Source organism: Pseudothauera nasutitermitis (assembly GCF_004801295.1).
GTDB lineage: Bacteria > Pseudomonadota > Gammaproteobacteria > Burkholderiales > Rhodocyclaceae > Pseudothauera > Pseudothauera nasutitermitis.
This window is the reverse complement of record NZ_SSOC01000007.1, coordinates 163238-176616: the sequence shown is the minus strand read 5'-3', so window position 1 is coordinate 176616 and position 13379 is coordinate 163238. Positions and strand designations below refer to the sequence as shown.

The following is a 13379-nucleotide window of genomic DNA, read 5'->3' as shown; positions in this document are numbered from 1 at the left end:
ATGGCGGCTGCCGTCCATGCCGGCATTCCCACCGGCGTGCATGTAGTGGTGGAGCGCGCCGGACGGGTGCTGCTGATGCGGCGTGCCGGCACCGGATTCTTCGACGGGCTGTTCAGCCTGCCGGGCGGGCACGTCGAGCCGGGTGAATCCATCGTGCGCACGGCCGCGCGCGAGCTGGAGGAGGAAACCGGCCTGCTGCTGCGCGAGGAAGACGCCGAACTGCTGGGCGTCGTGCATCGGTTGTCGGACACCAACCGCATCGATTTCTTCGTGCGCGCGCACCGCTGGACGGGCGAGCCGCGCATTGCCGAGCCGCACAAGTGCGACCGGCTGGAATGGTGCGCACGCGATGCTCTGCCGGCCGATACCGTGTCCTACGTGCGCCGTGCGCTCGCCGCCGGCCCCGGCCCCTGGCTGCTGGAGCTTGGCTGGCCGGGCGGCCCGTCCGGAGGGCAATGAGTTAGATCAAGGATTGTCGGGGCGCCCCCTGGCACGGTTGCCGGACACGGGAACATCAACGGGGGGGAGCGCATGGAACGCCCGGCATACCGATTCGTCCGCATGCTCGTCTGGCTTGCCGCCTGTCCCCTGGCGGCGGGTGCGGCCGACTACCCGGAGGTGGATCTGCAGCGTGCCGAAGAGATCAGCGCGGGGCGCTGCTCCCTGTGCCACGGCGCGCAGGGGGAAAGCTCCACCGTGCTGTACCCGCGTCTGGCCGGGCAGCATTATCAGTACATCGCCAAGCAACTGGCTGATTTCCAGAGTGGCCGGCGCAAGAGCGACACCATGGCGAGCATGGTGCAGGGCCTGACGCCGGAAGAGATGCTCGCGCTGGGCGTGTACTTCGAGAAGAAGCCCACCCGGGCACGCATGGCGACGGACAAGCAGCTGGCGGCGGTGGGTGAGTTCATCTTCCAGCGCGGCAACGAGTTCTCCGGGGTGGCGGCCTGTGCCTCCTGTCACGGCGAACGCGGCCTCGGTTCGCCGCAACTCCCGCGTCTGGCCGGCCAGGTGAGGCAATACACCGAAAGCCAGTTGAAGTCGTTCAACAGCCGCGAGCGCACCAACGACAATGCGGTGATGCATTCCATCGCCTCCAAGCTGACCGAACTGGAGATCAAGGCGGTGGCGCTGTACATCAGCGCCCTGGACTGAAGCAGTCCCGCGCGCCAACTGCGGAGCGAGGGGCCGCCGCCCCCGGTTCCGCATGCCGCCCCGCCGGCTGGTGCCGGGGAGGGGCCGGCAATGCTTGTCGAAGCCTGCGGTCGGCGCCCGTGCGACCGGCTGTTCTCCTGATGCCACATCCCGTGCGGCGCCCTGTCCTGCTGCGCGAATCCGCTCGGACGCCGCCCCGGCGAGGCCGGAAGGGCCGGTGCCGGACGGGTTTCCATGCCTGGTCTTCTATCTTTTATCTTCTGTATTTTTCATGATATGAGATGACTTTTTACGGAGTTCGATGAACGGCCGGCGCGGAGCTATAATACGGTGTTCGGAAGCCATGGCCGGGCCTGCCGTGCGTCCGGTCTTATGTCGTGACAACAAGGGGGAGAAGCAATGCCAACGAAGCAGCCGACCATCATCTACACCATCACCGATGAAGCGCCCATGCTGGCCACCGCCGCCTTCCTGCCGGTGGTGCGCACCTTTGCCGGCGCGGCGGGCATCCATGTCGAAGAGGCCGACATCTCGGTCGCGGCGCGCGTGCTGGCCCAGTTTCCGGAATCCCTCACCGATGTGCAGAAAGTGCCCGACACCCTGGGGGAACTGGGCAAGCTGACCCTGCAGCCGGACGCCAACATCATCAAGCTGCCCAACATCAGTGCCTCGGTGGCGCAGCTGAAGGCCTGCATCAAGGAACTGCAGAACAAGGGCTACAAGATCCCCGACTACCCGGAAGATCCCAAGACCGATGAAGAGAAGGCCATCAAGGCGCGCTACGGCAAGTGCCTGGGCTCGGCGGTCAACCCGGTGCTGCGCGAGGGCAACTCCGACCGCCGCGCGCCCGCCGCGGTGAAGAACTACGCCAAGAAGCACCCGCATTCCATGGGCGAATGGAAGCAGTGGTCGCAGACCCACGTCTCCCACATGCACCACGGCGACTTCTACCACGGCGAAAAGTCGATGACGCTCGACAAGGCCCGCGACGTGAAGATGGAGCTGATCACCAAGTCCGGCAAGACCATCGTGCTCAAGCCCAAGGTCGCGCTGCAGGACGGCGAGATCATCGATTCCATGTTCATGAGTAAGAAGGCGCTGTGCGAGTTCTACGAGCGCGAGCTGGAGGACTGCCGCGAAGCCGGCATCCTGTTCTCGCTGCACGTGAAGGCGACGATGATGAAGGTTTCGCACCCCATCGTCTTCGGCCACTGCGTGAAGATCTATTACAAGGAAGCCTTCGAGAAGCACGGCAAGCTGTTCGACGAACTGGGCATCAACGTCAACAACGGCATGGTCGATCTGTACGACAAGATCAAGGCCCTGCCCGAATCCAAGCGCGACGAGATCATCCGCGACCTGCACGCCTGCCAGGAGCACCGCCCCGAACTGGCCATGGTGGATTCCGCCAAGGGCATCACCAACTTCCACTCGCCCAACGACATCATCGTGGACGCCTCCATGCCGGCGATGATCCGCCAGGGCGGCAAGATGTGGGGCGCCGACGGCAAGCCCTACGATGCCAAGGCGGTGATGCCGGAGTCGACCTTCGCGCGCATCTACCAGGAGATGATCAACTTCTGCAAATGGCACGGCAACTTCGACCCGGCCACCATGGGCACGGTGCCCAACGTCGGGCTGATGGCGCAGAAGGCCGAAGAATACGGTTCCCACGACAAGACCTTCGAGATTCAGGAAGACGGCGTGGCCAACATCGTCGATCTAGCCACCGGTGAAGTGCTGCTGACCCAGAACGTGGAACAGGGCGACATCTGGCGCATGTGCCAGGTCAAGGACGCGCCGATCCGCGACTGGGTGAAGCTCGCCGTGACCCGTGCGCGCAATTCCGGCATGCCGGCCATCTTCTGGCTGGACCCCTACCGCCCGCACGAAGCCGAACTGATCAAGAAGGTGCGCACCTACCTGAAGGAGCACGACACCACCGGCCTGGACATCCAGGTCATGTCCCAGGTGCGCGCCATGCGTTTCACGCTGGAGCGCGTCGCGCGCGGGCTGGACACCATTTCGGTGACCGGCAACATCCTGCGCGACTACCTCACCGACCTGTTCCCCATCATGGAACTGGGCACCAGCGCCAAGATGCTTTCCATCGTGCCGCTGATGGCCGGTGGCGGTATGTACGAGACCGGCGCGGGCGGCTCCGCACCCAAGCACGTGCAGCAGCTGGTGGAAGAAAACCACCTGCGCTGGGATTCGCTGGGTGAATTCCTCGCGCTGGCGGTGTCGTTCGAGGATCTCGGCATCAAGGAAAACAACGCGCGCGCCAAGCTGCTCGCCAAGACCCTGGACGAGGCCACCGGCCGCCTGCTCGACGAGGACAAGTCGCCGTCGCGCCGTACCGGCGAGCTGGACAACCGCGGCAGCCAGTTCTACCTGACCCTGTACTGGGCCCAGGCGCTGGCCGCGCAGGGCGAGGATGCCGAACTGGCCGCGCGCTTCGCGCCGTTCGCCAAGGCGCTGGCCGAGAACGAGCAGAAGATCATCGGCGAACTGAAGGCGGTGCAGGGCAAGGCGGCGGACATCGGCGGCTACTACCTGCCGGATGCCGCCAAGTGCGCCGCGGTGATGCGTCCCAGCGCCACCTTCAACGCATTGCTGGAAACGGCCGCCTGATCGGCGGATGAGGCGCGGGGCCCCGCGCATCGGAAAGCATGGACGCCGGGTTTCGACCCGGCGTTTCTCGTTTACGCGGCCGGTGTCGGTGCTGCGGGTTGCGTTGCCGGGGGCGCCGGAAGGGAAGGCCCGCCGCGCACGAATCAGTGGCCCGGCTGCGCCGAAGGGACGGCGGCCAGCATCGGCGGCTGTCCGCTGCCGTTCAGTACGCGTTCCATCACCGCGCCCTGCCAGGCGAAATGGGGGTTGAAGGTCAGCCGGGCGTGGATCTTGTCCGGCTCACGATACCCCCAGTCGGAAAACCATACCGGCGCGCCCTGCTCGCAGGCCGCGGTGTCGGCCGTCTCCTGACCGTTCCAGCAGAGGCGCAGGCTGCCCGTGGCGCCGTACAGCGGGTTGTCGGCGGAGAACATCAGGCCCATGTGGGAGAACTGGCTGATGCGCAGTTCCGGCAGGTGGTCGCTGCGCACCAGGATGCGCGGGTCGTCGGCGACCTGCGCGGGCGCGCTGCCGTACCAGACCAGCCGGCTGTCCGGGTGGGTGAAGCGGGTGCTGAAGGTCTGCGCGAGATAGGCGGTGTCGAGCACCGAATCGTGCTCGGCCACCACCATCAGCACGGGTTTGCCGTAGGGCGTCCCGGCGAGCGCCTGACGCGCCGCGCGGCTGCTGCGGTAGAACTGCGCGAAGCCGTTGGTCGGCACCGTCAGATAGCGTACCGCGTTCTGCATCGGCCGCACGCCGTCCGGTTCGCGCAGCCAGGGGCGCAGCCAGCCGATCCATGGGGTGACCCAGTCGTAGTCGGTGTCGGACTTGAACGCCGGGGAGAACAGCAGCAGCCCGGCGATGTCGTCCCGCCGGTAGGCGTGGGTGAGCACCAGGTTGGCGCCGGTGGAAAAGCCGCCCAGATACACCTCGCCGACCTCGGCGCGCAGCAGGCGGGTCTGTTCCTCGACGACCCGCCGCCAGTCTTCCAGGCGTACGTCCAGCATGTCTTCCGGCCGGGTGCCGTGGCCGGGCAGCAGCACCGTACGCACCAGGAAGCCGCGTCCGGCCAGTTGTTCGCCGATGTCGTGGAAGGACCACGGCGAATCGCCCAGGCCGTGCACCAGCAGCACGCCGCGCGTGGGCGGGTTGGCGGGGCGCCATTCGCGCGGGGCGTTCCATTCCAGTTCCGCCGTTTTTTCCGTGCTCTGGAAAGCGCGCTGCCGCTCCAGCAGGCTCAGGGCGCCCTGGCGGTACTCGGCGAATGAGGCATGGGTCGGCGTGCGCGGGCGGTCCAGGCCCGCGCACGAGGTGGTCGCCAGCACCACCGCGCAGGCCGCCGCCGCGCCGCCGAGCAGCGCGGGGATGCGAAAGCCTGTACGCCGGGATGGCGGTTGTGCCATGGGGCTCTCCTGCATGGAGCGAGGATCGGCAATCTTCCCCCGGCGGGAAAGGTGGATCAATGCCCATGGACGGGAAACAGCGTTGCGCCTGCGGCAACAATCATGCGGAGTCCGCTGGAGGGCAAGATTGATGAACAAGGGGCAAACAAGAACAATGCGCGCAAGGGCAATGGGCCCTGCGGACCTGGAGCAGCGATGAATACGAATGCGAAGCGAACCGCCGTCGTCACCGGCGGTTCACGGGGCATCGGGCGGGCCATCGCCCGGCGGCTGGCGGCGGACGGGCTGGCGGTGGTGGTGCATTACACGGGCAACGATGCCGCGGCGGCACAAACCGTGGCGGCCATCGAGGCCGCGGGCGGACAGGCGCTCGCGGTGCGGGGAGACGTTGGCGACGCGGGCGATGTCGCCCGCCTGTTCGATGCCGCGCAAGAGGCTTTCGGCGGCGTGCACGTGGTGGTCAACAGCGCCGGCATCCTGCCGATGGCGCAGATCGCACCGGCCGGTCTGGAGGATTTCGACCGTACCATCGCCACCAATCTGCGCGGCGCCTTCCTGGTGCTGGGCGAGGCGGCGGCGCGCCTGGGGGAGGGCGGGCGCATCGTCGCGCTGTCCACCAGCGCGAGCGCGCTCGCACTGCCGGGGTATGGGCCCTACATCGCCTCGAAGGCCGGGGTGGAAGGGCTGGTGCGCGTACTGGCCAACGAGTTGCGCGGGCGCCGGATCACCGTCAATGCGGTGGCGCCGGGGCCGGTCGGCACCGAATTGTTCTACCAGGGCAAGAGCGCCGAGCAGATCGCACGCATGGCTGCCCTGCCGCCGCTGGAGCGTCTGGGCACGCCGGAGGACATCGCCGGTGTGGTGTCCTTCCTGGCCGGGCCGGAGGGTGAGTGGGTGAACGGCCAGGTGCTGCGCGCCAACGGCGGTTTCGCTTGAGCAGGTGAGCTCCGCCGTCGCCGGCCGGCGGGATGCCCACTGGCGTTTTCCGGTGTCGCTGCTAGGTCTTCGCCTGGTCGGCTGCGCCGGAGACCATGCCGGCTGCGGATGACCAGGGCGACAGCGGACGGCCGGCGTCGACTGCCCCGATGGACTGGTCGGGTGGGCCGGCCGGCGTGCCGCGCTCGTCGCTCTGCTCGGTGTTGCGCAGCAGGCGCTCGCGGATGCGCTGGGCGATCTCCAGCTCGACCTGTTCGCGTTTTTCCGGCGGCATGGCTTCCAGGTCTTCCTCGGTCAGTCCCATGCTGCGCAGGACGGCATCGCGCATGCGCTCCATCGGCGATTTGCGCATGTATTCGAAGAACTCCGCGCGGGTGGCTTCATTGTCCGCCTGGATGCGCTCGGCGCGGTTCAGCGGCGGCGTATCGGCCTGCGCATCGTCGGTGCTGGTGGCCGTGCCGGCATACGCGGTGTCGAGCACCGACTGGAAGGAGCCCGCCTTTGAGGCGGACGGCGGCGTGCCGCCCGCTGCAGTGGTTTGCGTGTAAGAGGACGAAATTTTCATCGGAGGCTCCTGCGCTGTGCGGTTTTCCGCTATTGCGCAAGCCTCGTGCCAGGTGTTGTGGCCGCCAAGGGGGGAAATGCGTGGTGGAATGCGGCAGGTTTTGCCGGGGGCGCGGCGGCCTGCGGCAGACTGTGCCGCAGGCTCAGTGTTTTCAGGGCTGCTTGCGCATGAAGCCGGCACAGGCGGGCAGCGGGGCGGGCGGCGTGCCCGGGTCGTGCCGGTCGTGGCGTGCCCGCCAGTCGTTGAGCAGCGCGGCCAGTTCTTCCGGCGGATGGCCGTAGGTGTCCGGCAGGCCGGCCTCGACCCCCGTCAAGGCCCTGGAGAAACGCCGCGCGCCATGGCCGGCGGCCGGCCCGGTGGCGTAGTTCCAGCACACCATGGGCCGTCTGGCGACGCGCGCGACGAAAAAGGCGTCGATGTCCTTCCAGCACACGAACCAGGCGCGGTAGAGCGAGCGCACCTTCATGCCGCGCGGGCCGAGTTCCAGGTAGCTGCTGCCCGGCAGCAGGGCGATGCAGGCCATCAGGGTGAACAGGCCGAACACCCCGGCCACCAGCCAGCCCAGTGCTTCGCCGCGCATCACCAGGTACAGGCCCAGCCCGGTGAAACAGGCCGAGATGCTGAACAGCAGCACGGTGCGCCATGGATCGGGGGTCAGCCTCATCGTCCGCATCCTGAAGTGGAATAGGCGATATTTAAACAGGATATCCGCCAAAGGGGTAGCCGTCCGTCCGGCCCGGGGGCACGGGGTACGTGCTCCGCGTCCGGCGGGGTGGTTGCCGCAATGCTTGCTGCGCGGAGTGTGCAGCAGGCAATGTCCCGCGGCAGGTCGGGGGCCGTAAAGGAAATGCCCCCGTCCGGGGGCATTTCCTTGGGCTTGCGGGGGCGTGCGCTCAATGCGGGCTGCGCACGATGAGCACGGAAACGGCGACCTTGCGCACCAGGTTCTCCGCCACGCTGCCCAGCAGCAGGCGCTGGAAGCCGCGCCGGCCGTGCGAGCCGACCACCAGCAGGTCGGCGCCGGAATCGACAACCGCCTTGGCGATCTGGTCGGCGGCGTGCAGGTCGCCGGAGGACAGGAGGCGGCGCTTGGGCTTCAGGCCGGCTTCCTCGGCGGCGTGCACCGCTTCGTCCAGGGTGCTCTGGCCGCTGTCGAGCAGTGCGCCCTGGATCTTCTTGGCGTCGGCCAGGGCCACGCCGTGGGTGGAGAAGGTCTCCAGCACCGATTCGTCCACCGCATGGGCGATCTCCAGTTCGGCGTTGTGCAGCCTGGCCAGGGAGATGGCTTCCTGCAGTGCCTTGCGCGAGGTCTGGCTGTCGTCGATGGCGACCAGGATGTGCTTGTACATCTTCGCTCCTTCTCGGAATGGAATGAAATCCGCGTAAGCCTAGCATCGGCATGCAGTCGAAGGCATCCGCGTTTTCCTGTAAGGATGGATTGCTGAATTCAATCTGAAATTCTGAAATTTTGTTTTTGATTTGTAAGTTTTTAGTAAGAAGCTTCTTCCTATAATCGTCCCGCAGTTTCGGGTAGTCCGAGGGCTGCGCCCGCCACGCGCGGCCGGTCCGGCAATGCTCATAAAGAGGAGGAGACATATGGATAACAACAGTGCAGCCTACTGGAAGGCGACACTGAGCCTGCTGACCAAGATCTTGGTCATCTGGTTCGTCGTGTCGTTCGGCGCCGGCATCATCTTCAAGCCCGCGCTCGACTCCATCAGCCTCGGCGGCTATCCGCTGGGTTTCTGGTTCGCCCACCAGGGTTCGATCTACATCTTCATCGCGTGCATCTTCTACTACGCCAGGAAGATGGGCGAGATCGATCGCAAGTTCGACGTTCACGAAGACTGAGGGGGCTCACCACATGGATCTGCAAACTTTGACCTACCTGGTCGTCGGGGCGTCGTTCGCGCTTTACGTGGGTATCGCTTACTGGGCGCGCGCCGGTTCCACCAGCGACTTCTACGTGGCCGGCGGTGGTGTGCACCCGGTCACCAACGGCATGGCCACCGCGGCCGACTGGATGAGCGCGGCCTCGTTCATCTCCATGGCCGGCCTGATCGCCAACATGGGCTACGGCGGCGGCCTGTTCCTGATGGGCTGGACGGGTGGCTACGTGTTGCTGGCGATGCTGCTGGCCCCGTACCTGCGCAAGTTCGGCAAGTTCACCGTGCCGCAGTTCATCGGTGACCGCTTCTACTCGAAGACGGCCTCCACGGTGGCGGTGGTCTGCCTGCTGACGGCCTCGATCACCTACGTGATCGGCCAGATGACCGGCGTGGGCGTGGCCTTCTCGCGCTTCCTCGGGGTGTCCAACGCCGTGGGCATCTACGTGGGCATGGGCATCGTGTTCGTGTATGCGGTGTTCGGCGGCATGAAGGGCATCACCTACACCCAGGTGGCGCAGTACATCGTGCTGATCTTCGCCTACGTGATCCCGGCGGTGTTCATCTCCTTCCAGCTCACCGGCAATCCGCTGCCGCAGCTGGGCCTGGGCTCCACCATGAGCGGTACCGAGGTGTCGCTGCTCGACAAGCTGAATCTGGTGGTCTCCGACCTCGGTTTCAGCGAATACACCAGTTCGGTGCCCGGCTCCTACCTGAACATGTTCGTGTATACCGCCTCGCTGATGATCGGCACGGCCGGCCTGCCGCACGTGATCATCCGCTTCTTCACCGTGCCGAAGGTGGCGGACGCGCGCTATTCGGCGGGCTGGGCGCTGGTCTTCATCGCCATCCTGTACACCACTGCCCCGGCGGTCGGCGCGATGGCCAAGCTCAACCTGCACGCCACGGTGAACAGCGCGGTGGGCCTGGAAACCGACGCCAACGGCAAGCTGGTGGTGAACCCGGCCACGGTCAACGCCAATCCTGATCTGTACGCGCCCGAGGCCAGCCTGGCCTACGAGAACCGTCCGGACTGGATGAAGCGCTGGGAACAGACCGGCCTGTTGAAGTGGGAAGACAAGAACGGCGACGGCCGCATCCAGTACTACAACGACCGTACCGCCAACGCGGACGCCAAGGCACGCGCCGAGGCCGCCGGCTGGAACGGCAACGAGCTGTCGGTGAACGCCGACATCATCGTGCTGGCCAACCCGGAAATCGCCCTGCTGCCCAACTGGGTGATCGCCCTGGTGGCTGCCGGCGGTATCGCCGCCGCGTTGTCCACGGCTGCCGGTCTGCTGCTCGCCATCTCTTCGGCGGTGTCCCACGACCTGATCAAGAACGTGATCAAGCCGGACATCTCCGAGAAGAACGAGCTGCTCGCCGGCAAGCTGTCGATGGTCGCGGCGATCCTGCTCGCTGGCTACCTCGGCCTCAACCCGCCGGGCTTCGCCGCCGGCACCGTGGCGCTGGCCTTCGGCATCGCGGCCTCCTCGTTGTTCCCGGCGATCATGATGGGCATCTTCTCCAAGAAGATGAACAAAGAGGGCGCGGTGGCGGGCATGCTCGCCGGCCTAGTGGTGACCTGCTTCTACGTGTTCGCGCACAAGGGCCTGTTCTTCGTCCAGGGCACCGAGTTCACCCACCTGATCGGCGGGCCGAACTCCTTCTTCGGCATCGTGCCGGAAGCCTTCGGGGCGATCGGCGCGCTGGTGAACTTCGCAGTGGCCTTCACGGTGGACAAGTTCACCAAGGAGCCCCCGGAGCACATCCAGCAACTGGTCGAGGACGTGCGCGTGCCGCGCGGCGCCAAGGCGGTACACGGCGCGCACTGAGCAGCGCGAATGGGCGCGGGCGGTGCCTGCCGGCATCGTCCGCGCCGACGGAAGCCCCGCCGTGTGCGCACGGCGGGGTTCGAGCAAGCAACGCAACACGGACCGGCCTGGCCGGTCCACTTTCGAGTCGGGAGTCGCACATGACGGCAATGGCCCCCCATATCAGCCTGGTGCTGAACTGGATTCTGTTCCTGGCCCTGTTTCCCATCGCCTTTTTCTGGCTGCGCCGGGCCTGGCGCATCATCGTCCGCCGGGATTTCTCCGAGGTCGCGCTGAAGCGCGGCGAGCCCCCGGCCAACCCCGGCCGCTACGCACCGTTCGCCGCCGCGACCAATCTGATCGGCGGCAGCGTGATCGCCTGGGTGATCTTCGGGGTGGCGGCGGGGCTGTTCAGCTATGAAACCTGGACGACGATCGCCGGCGTCACCATCTGGTCCAAGTTCCTGTTCGATTTCGCCCTCAGCCGGCAGGCCCATGCGGGCGCGCGGCAATTTGCGGGCAAGGCCGGGCCGGCGGGCCGCTAGGCAGCTCAGCGCCGTTCGGCGACGCCGAAGGCGCGGTCCAGCCGGTTCATCACCAGCACGTAGATGCCAGCGATGAGTAGGTAGAACAGCAGGGCGCCCTGGGCGAACAGGTAGAAGCCCAGCGGAAAGCCGAACAGTTCGAATTCGTTGAGCGCGATGGCGTAGTAGGCGCCGCCGAAGGTGACCACGGTCCAGGCCACCAGCAGCGCGATGGTGAGCAGGCGCGTCCTGCGCCAGTAGGCGAGATGTTTGTCGCTCAGTTGCATAGGGTTGGGCGCCGCTCGGGCGGCCGTTCGACCGCCCGAGTATGGTCCAGTCGGCCGCCGGGCGCTACTGCTCGTGCGCGCGGCGCTGGGCGTGGGCGCCGGCCAGGCGCTGCTGCGCGTCGCCGGGCGCCGGTTCGTAGGAATGCAGGGCCAGCGTGCATTCACTTTCGCCCGCGCAGATGGCCTTCAGGCGGATCTCGAAGCCGTCCAGTTCGGCCATCGGCACCAGCGCGCTGAGGCTGATGCGCCCCGGCGCGATGCTGTCGGTGGCGCTCATGCGTCCGCGCCGGCTGGAGAACTCTGCGCTGATCTCGCCGAAGTGGCGCTCATTCGCGCTCACCCGCACTTCCAGCAGCGGCTCCAGCAGGGTCGGCCGCGCGGCGGCCACTGCTTCCAGCAGCGCGTGGCGCGCGGCGGTGACGAAGGAGACCTCGTTGGAATCCACCGCGTGGTGCTTGCCATCCACCACGGTGACGCGCAGATCCTGCAGCGGGAAGCCGGCCAGGCAGCCCTCGGCGACGGCCTGGCGCACGCCTTTTTCCACCGCCGGCATGAAATGGGTGGGAATGGCGCCGCCCTTGATCTCATCCACCAGTTCCAGCCCGCCGCCGCGCGGCAACGGTTCCACGCGCAGCGCCACCTCGCCGAACTGCCCGGCGCCGCCGGACTGCTTCTTGTGGCGGTAGCGCGACTCGGCGCTGGCGGCGATGGTTTCGCGGTAGGGCACGGCCGGGCGGGCGGTGTCCAGGTCCAGGTTCCAGCGCGTGGCGAGCTGTTCCAGCACCACCTTCAGGTGCAGTTCGCCCAGGCCGTGCACCACGGTCTGGCGGGTCTGCGCGTCGAAGCCGGTTTCCAGGCAGGGATCTTCGTCCTGCAGGCGGGCGAGCGCCTCGGAGAGCTTCTGCTCGTCGCCGGGCTTCTTCGGGATCAGCGCCAGCCCATGTACCGGGCGCGGGTAGGCGGGCGGCAGCAGGTGATGGTAGTCCTCGTCGTGCGAATCGTGCAGCACCGCGTCGCGGTGCAGTTCGTCGACGCGCGCCACGGCGCACAGATCGCCGGCGATGCCCTCGGCGATCTCCACCTGCTGGCGGCCCTGGATGCGCAGCAGATGGGTGACCTTGAAGGGTTTGCGCGCGTCGCCCACGTAGAGCTGCGAGCCGGCCGTGATGGTGCCCTGGTGGATGCGGAACAGCGCCAGCTTGCCGCGATACACGTCGTTCTGGATCTGGAACACGTGGGCCAGTGCGTGGCGCGCGGGATCGGGGGCGACCTCGACCGGCACGGCCGCGGCGCCTTCGCCCTTGACGAAGGCGGGCGGGTTGCCCTCGGTGGGATCGGGCATCAGGCGGGCGAACACGTCGAGCAGTTCGCGCACGCCGGCGCCGCTGCGCGCGGAGACGAAGCACACCGGAATCAGGTGGCCTTCGCGCAGGGCGCGTTCGAAGGGATCGTGCAACTGCCCGGGGTCGAGCGTTTCGCCCTGTTCCAGATAGGCGGCCATCAGCGCCTCGTCCAGTTCCACGACCTGGTCGACGATGGCGTCGTGTGCCGCCTCGACCGAGGAGAACGCGGTGGCGGCGCCGGCTTCGGGCGCGAAGAAGCAGTCGATGACGCGGTCGCGCTCCGGCGTGGGCAGGTTGATCGGCAGGCATTCGCGCCCGAAGGCGGCCACCAGCGCGTCGAATACGGCGGCCGGGTCGGCGCCGCTGGCGTCGATGCGATTGACCACCAGCATCCGGCACTTGCCGGCAGCCGCTTCCATGGCGCGCCGGGTGACCGTCTCCACGCCGGCCTGGGCATTGACCACCACCACGGCGGTTTCCACCGACGGCAGGGCGAGCAGGGCGCGGCCGAGGAAATCCGGGGTGCCCGGAGTGTCGAGCAGATTGAGGCGGTGAGCGGCCCATTCGAGCTGGGCCAGCCCGGTGTTGAGTGAGTGGCCCATGGATTTCTCCATGGGGTCGAAGTCGCTCACCGTGTCGCCGCGTTCGATGCTGCCCGACGCGCCGATGGCGCCGGCGGCGGCCAGCAGGGCTTCAAGCAGGGTGGTCTTGCCGCTGCCCGCCTGGCCCAGCAGGGCCAGGTTGCGGATGTCGTGAACCGAGGTCGATGCCATGACGCCTTCTCCCCATTTCTGATTGTTCGCGTGCGAGTCTGGGCATCAGTTTCCGCCTGTCGGCGGGGACGGGCAAT

13 protein-coding genes are annotated in these 13379 nt (G+C 67.1%); 7 read left to right on the top strand and 6 right to left on the bottom strand.

All coding sequences use genetic code 11. The annotated features are described in order from the left end of the window. The 3 genes from E6C76_RS18990 to E6C76_RS18980 all read left to right on the top strand — a co-directional run bounded on the left by E6C76_RS18990 (nucleotide 1) and on the right by E6C76_RS18980 (nucleotide 3789). A complete protein-coding gene (locus E6C76_RS18990) occupies nucleotides 1–459 on the top strand; it encodes an NUDIX domain-containing protein (protein WP_136349822.1) in 459 nt (152 codons plus the stop codon). Between the two features lie 102 nt (nucleotides 460–561). Further along, nucleotides 562–1155 carry a c-type cytochrome gene (locus E6C76_RS18985; protein WP_136349821.1) on the top strand — a complete coding sequence of 198 codons (594 nt, stop codon included), beginning with the start codon at nucleotides 562–564 and terminating at the stop codon, nucleotides 1153–1155. 399 nt (nucleotides 1156–1554) lie between these two features. Next, the gene (locus E6C76_RS18980) at nucleotides 1555–3789 is read left to right on the top strand and encodes an NADP-dependent isocitrate dehydrogenase (protein ID WP_136349820.1); all 2235 of its coding nucleotides are present in this window, start codon (nucleotides 1555–1557) and stop codon (nucleotides 3787–3789) included. Between the two features lie 143 nt (nucleotides 3790–3932). Here the strand turns inward: E6C76_RS18980 and E6C76_RS18975 are convergent, their stop codons facing one another. Next, a complete protein-coding gene (locus E6C76_RS18975; protein ID WP_136349819.1) occupies nucleotides 3933–5174 on the bottom strand; it encodes an alpha/beta hydrolase in 1242 nt (413 codons plus the stop codon). A gap of 195 nt (nucleotides 5175–5369) precedes the next feature. Between E6C76_RS18975 and E6C76_RS18970 the strand changes: the two genes are divergently transcribed. Beyond that, complete coding sequence (locus tag E6C76_RS18970) at nucleotides 5370–6110, top strand: SDR family oxidoreductase (protein ID WP_136349818.1); 741 nt, start codon at nucleotides 5370–5372, stop codon at nucleotides 6108–6110. A gap of 61 nt (nucleotides 6111–6171) precedes the next feature. Here the strand turns inward: E6C76_RS18970 and E6C76_RS18965 are convergent, their stop codons facing one another. The 3 genes from E6C76_RS18965 to E6C76_RS18955 all read right to left on the bottom strand — a co-directional run bounded on the left by E6C76_RS18965 (nucleotide 6172) and on the right by E6C76_RS18955 (nucleotide 8024). Further along, complete coding sequence (locus tag E6C76_RS18965) at nucleotides 6172–6675, bottom strand: hypothetical protein (RefSeq protein WP_136349817.1); 504 nt, start codon at nucleotides 6673–6675, stop codon at nucleotides 6172–6174. Between the two features lie 151 nt (nucleotides 6676–6826). Further along, entirely contained in the window at nucleotides 6827–7339 is a 513-nt protein-coding gene (locus E6C76_RS18960) for a hypothetical protein (protein ID WP_136349816.1), read from the bottom strand. A 229-nt stretch (nucleotides 7340–7568) separates the two neighbouring features. Beyond that, nucleotides 7569–8024, bottom strand: a complete 456-nt coding sequence (locus tag E6C76_RS18955; RefSeq protein ID WP_136349815.1) for a universal stress protein — start codon at nucleotides 8022–8024, stop codon at nucleotides 7569–7571. A gap of 247 nt (nucleotides 8025–8271) precedes the next feature. Here E6C76_RS18955 and E6C76_RS18950 point away from each other — a divergent pair, with 247 nt between their 5' ends. From E6C76_RS18950 to E6C76_RS18940, 3 genes are all read left to right on the top strand, one after another. Then, nucleotides 8272–8526 (top strand): DUF4212 domain-containing protein, encoded by a 255-nt coding sequence (locus E6C76_RS18950; protein WP_136349814.1) that lies wholly within the window; start codon nucleotides 8272–8274, stop codon nucleotides 8524–8526. Nucleotides 8527–8539: 13 nt separating this feature from the next. Beyond that, complete coding sequence (locus E6C76_RS18945; RefSeq protein WP_136349813.1) at nucleotides 8540–10396, top strand: sodium:solute symporter family protein; 1857 nt, start codon at nucleotides 8540–8542, stop codon at nucleotides 10394–10396. Between the two features lie 149 nt (nucleotides 10397–10545). Then, complete coding sequence (locus E6C76_RS18940) at nucleotides 10546–10920, top strand: hypothetical protein (RefSeq protein ID WP_136349867.1); 375 nt, start codon at nucleotides 10546–10548, stop codon at nucleotides 10918–10920. A gap of 5 nt (nucleotides 10921–10925) precedes the next feature. Here the strand turns inward: E6C76_RS18940 and E6C76_RS18935 are convergent, their stop codons facing one another. Both E6C76_RS18935 and fusA read right to left on the bottom strand, forming a co-directional pair. Further along, nucleotides 10926–11186 (bottom strand): DUF4212 domain-containing protein, encoded by a 261-nt coding sequence (locus E6C76_RS18935; RefSeq protein ID WP_136349812.1) that lies wholly within the window; start codon nucleotides 11184–11186, stop codon nucleotides 10926–10928. Between the two features lie 64 nt (nucleotides 11187–11250). Beyond that, nucleotides 11251–13302, bottom strand: a complete 2052-nt coding sequence (gene fusA / locus E6C76_RS18930) for an elongation factor G (protein ID WP_136349811.1) — start codon at nucleotides 13300–13302, stop codon at nucleotides 11251–11253. Between the last annotated feature and the right edge of the window lie 77 nt (nucleotides 13303–13379).

What these genes read in the sequence shown, in the direction of transcription:
- E6C76_RS18980 (WP_136349820.1), top strand. Translation starts at nt 1,555, where the DNA reads ATGCCAACGAAGCAGCCGACCATCATCTACACCATCACCGATGAAGCG.
- E6C76_RS18935 (WP_136349812.1), bottom strand. Translation starts at nt 11,186, where the DNA reads ATGCAACTGAGCGACAAACATCTCGCCTACTGGCGCAGGACGCGCCTG.
- E6C76_RS18970 (WP_136349818.1), top strand. Translation starts at nt 5,370, where the DNA reads ATGAATACGAATGCGAAGCGAACCGCCGTCGTCACCGGCGGTTCACGG.
- E6C76_RS18975 (WP_136349819.1), bottom strand. Translation starts at nt 5,174, where the DNA reads ATGGCACAACCGCCATCCCGGCGTACAGGCTTTCGCATCCCCGCGCTG.
- E6C76_RS18965 (WP_136349817.1), bottom strand. Translation starts at nt 6,675, where the DNA reads ATGAAAATTTCGTCCTCTTACACGCAAACCACTGCAGCGGGCGGCACG.
- E6C76_RS18990 (WP_136349822.1), top strand. Translation starts at nt 1, where the DNA reads ATGGCGGCTGCCGTCCATGCCGGCATTCCCACCGGCGTGCATGTAGTG.
- fusA (WP_136349811.1), bottom strand. Translation starts at nt 13,302, where the DNA reads ATGGCATCGACCTCGGTTCACGACATCCGCAACCTGGCCCTGCTGGGC.
- E6C76_RS18955 (WP_136349815.1), bottom strand. Translation starts at nt 8,024, where the DNA reads ATGTACAAGCACATCCTGGTCGCCATCGACGACAGCCAGACCTCGCGC.
- E6C76_RS18950 (WP_136349814.1), top strand. Translation starts at nt 8,272, where the DNA reads ATGGATAACAACAGTGCAGCCTACTGGAAGGCGACACTGAGCCTGCTG.
- E6C76_RS18960 (WP_136349816.1), bottom strand. Translation starts at nt 7,339, where the DNA reads ATGAGGCTGACCCCCGATCCATGGCGCACCGTGCTGCTGTTCAGCATC.
- E6C76_RS18940 (WP_136349867.1), top strand. Translation starts at nt 10,546, where the DNA reads ATGGCCCCCCATATCAGCCTGGTGCTGAACTGGATTCTGTTCCTGGCC.
- E6C76_RS18945 (WP_136349813.1), top strand. Translation starts at nt 8,540, where the DNA reads ATGGATCTGCAAACTTTGACCTACCTGGTCGTCGGGGCGTCGTTCGCG.
- E6C76_RS18985 (WP_136349821.1), top strand. Translation starts at nt 562, where the DNA reads ATGCTCGTCTGGCTTGCCGCCTGTCCCCTGGCGGCGGGTGCGGCCGAC.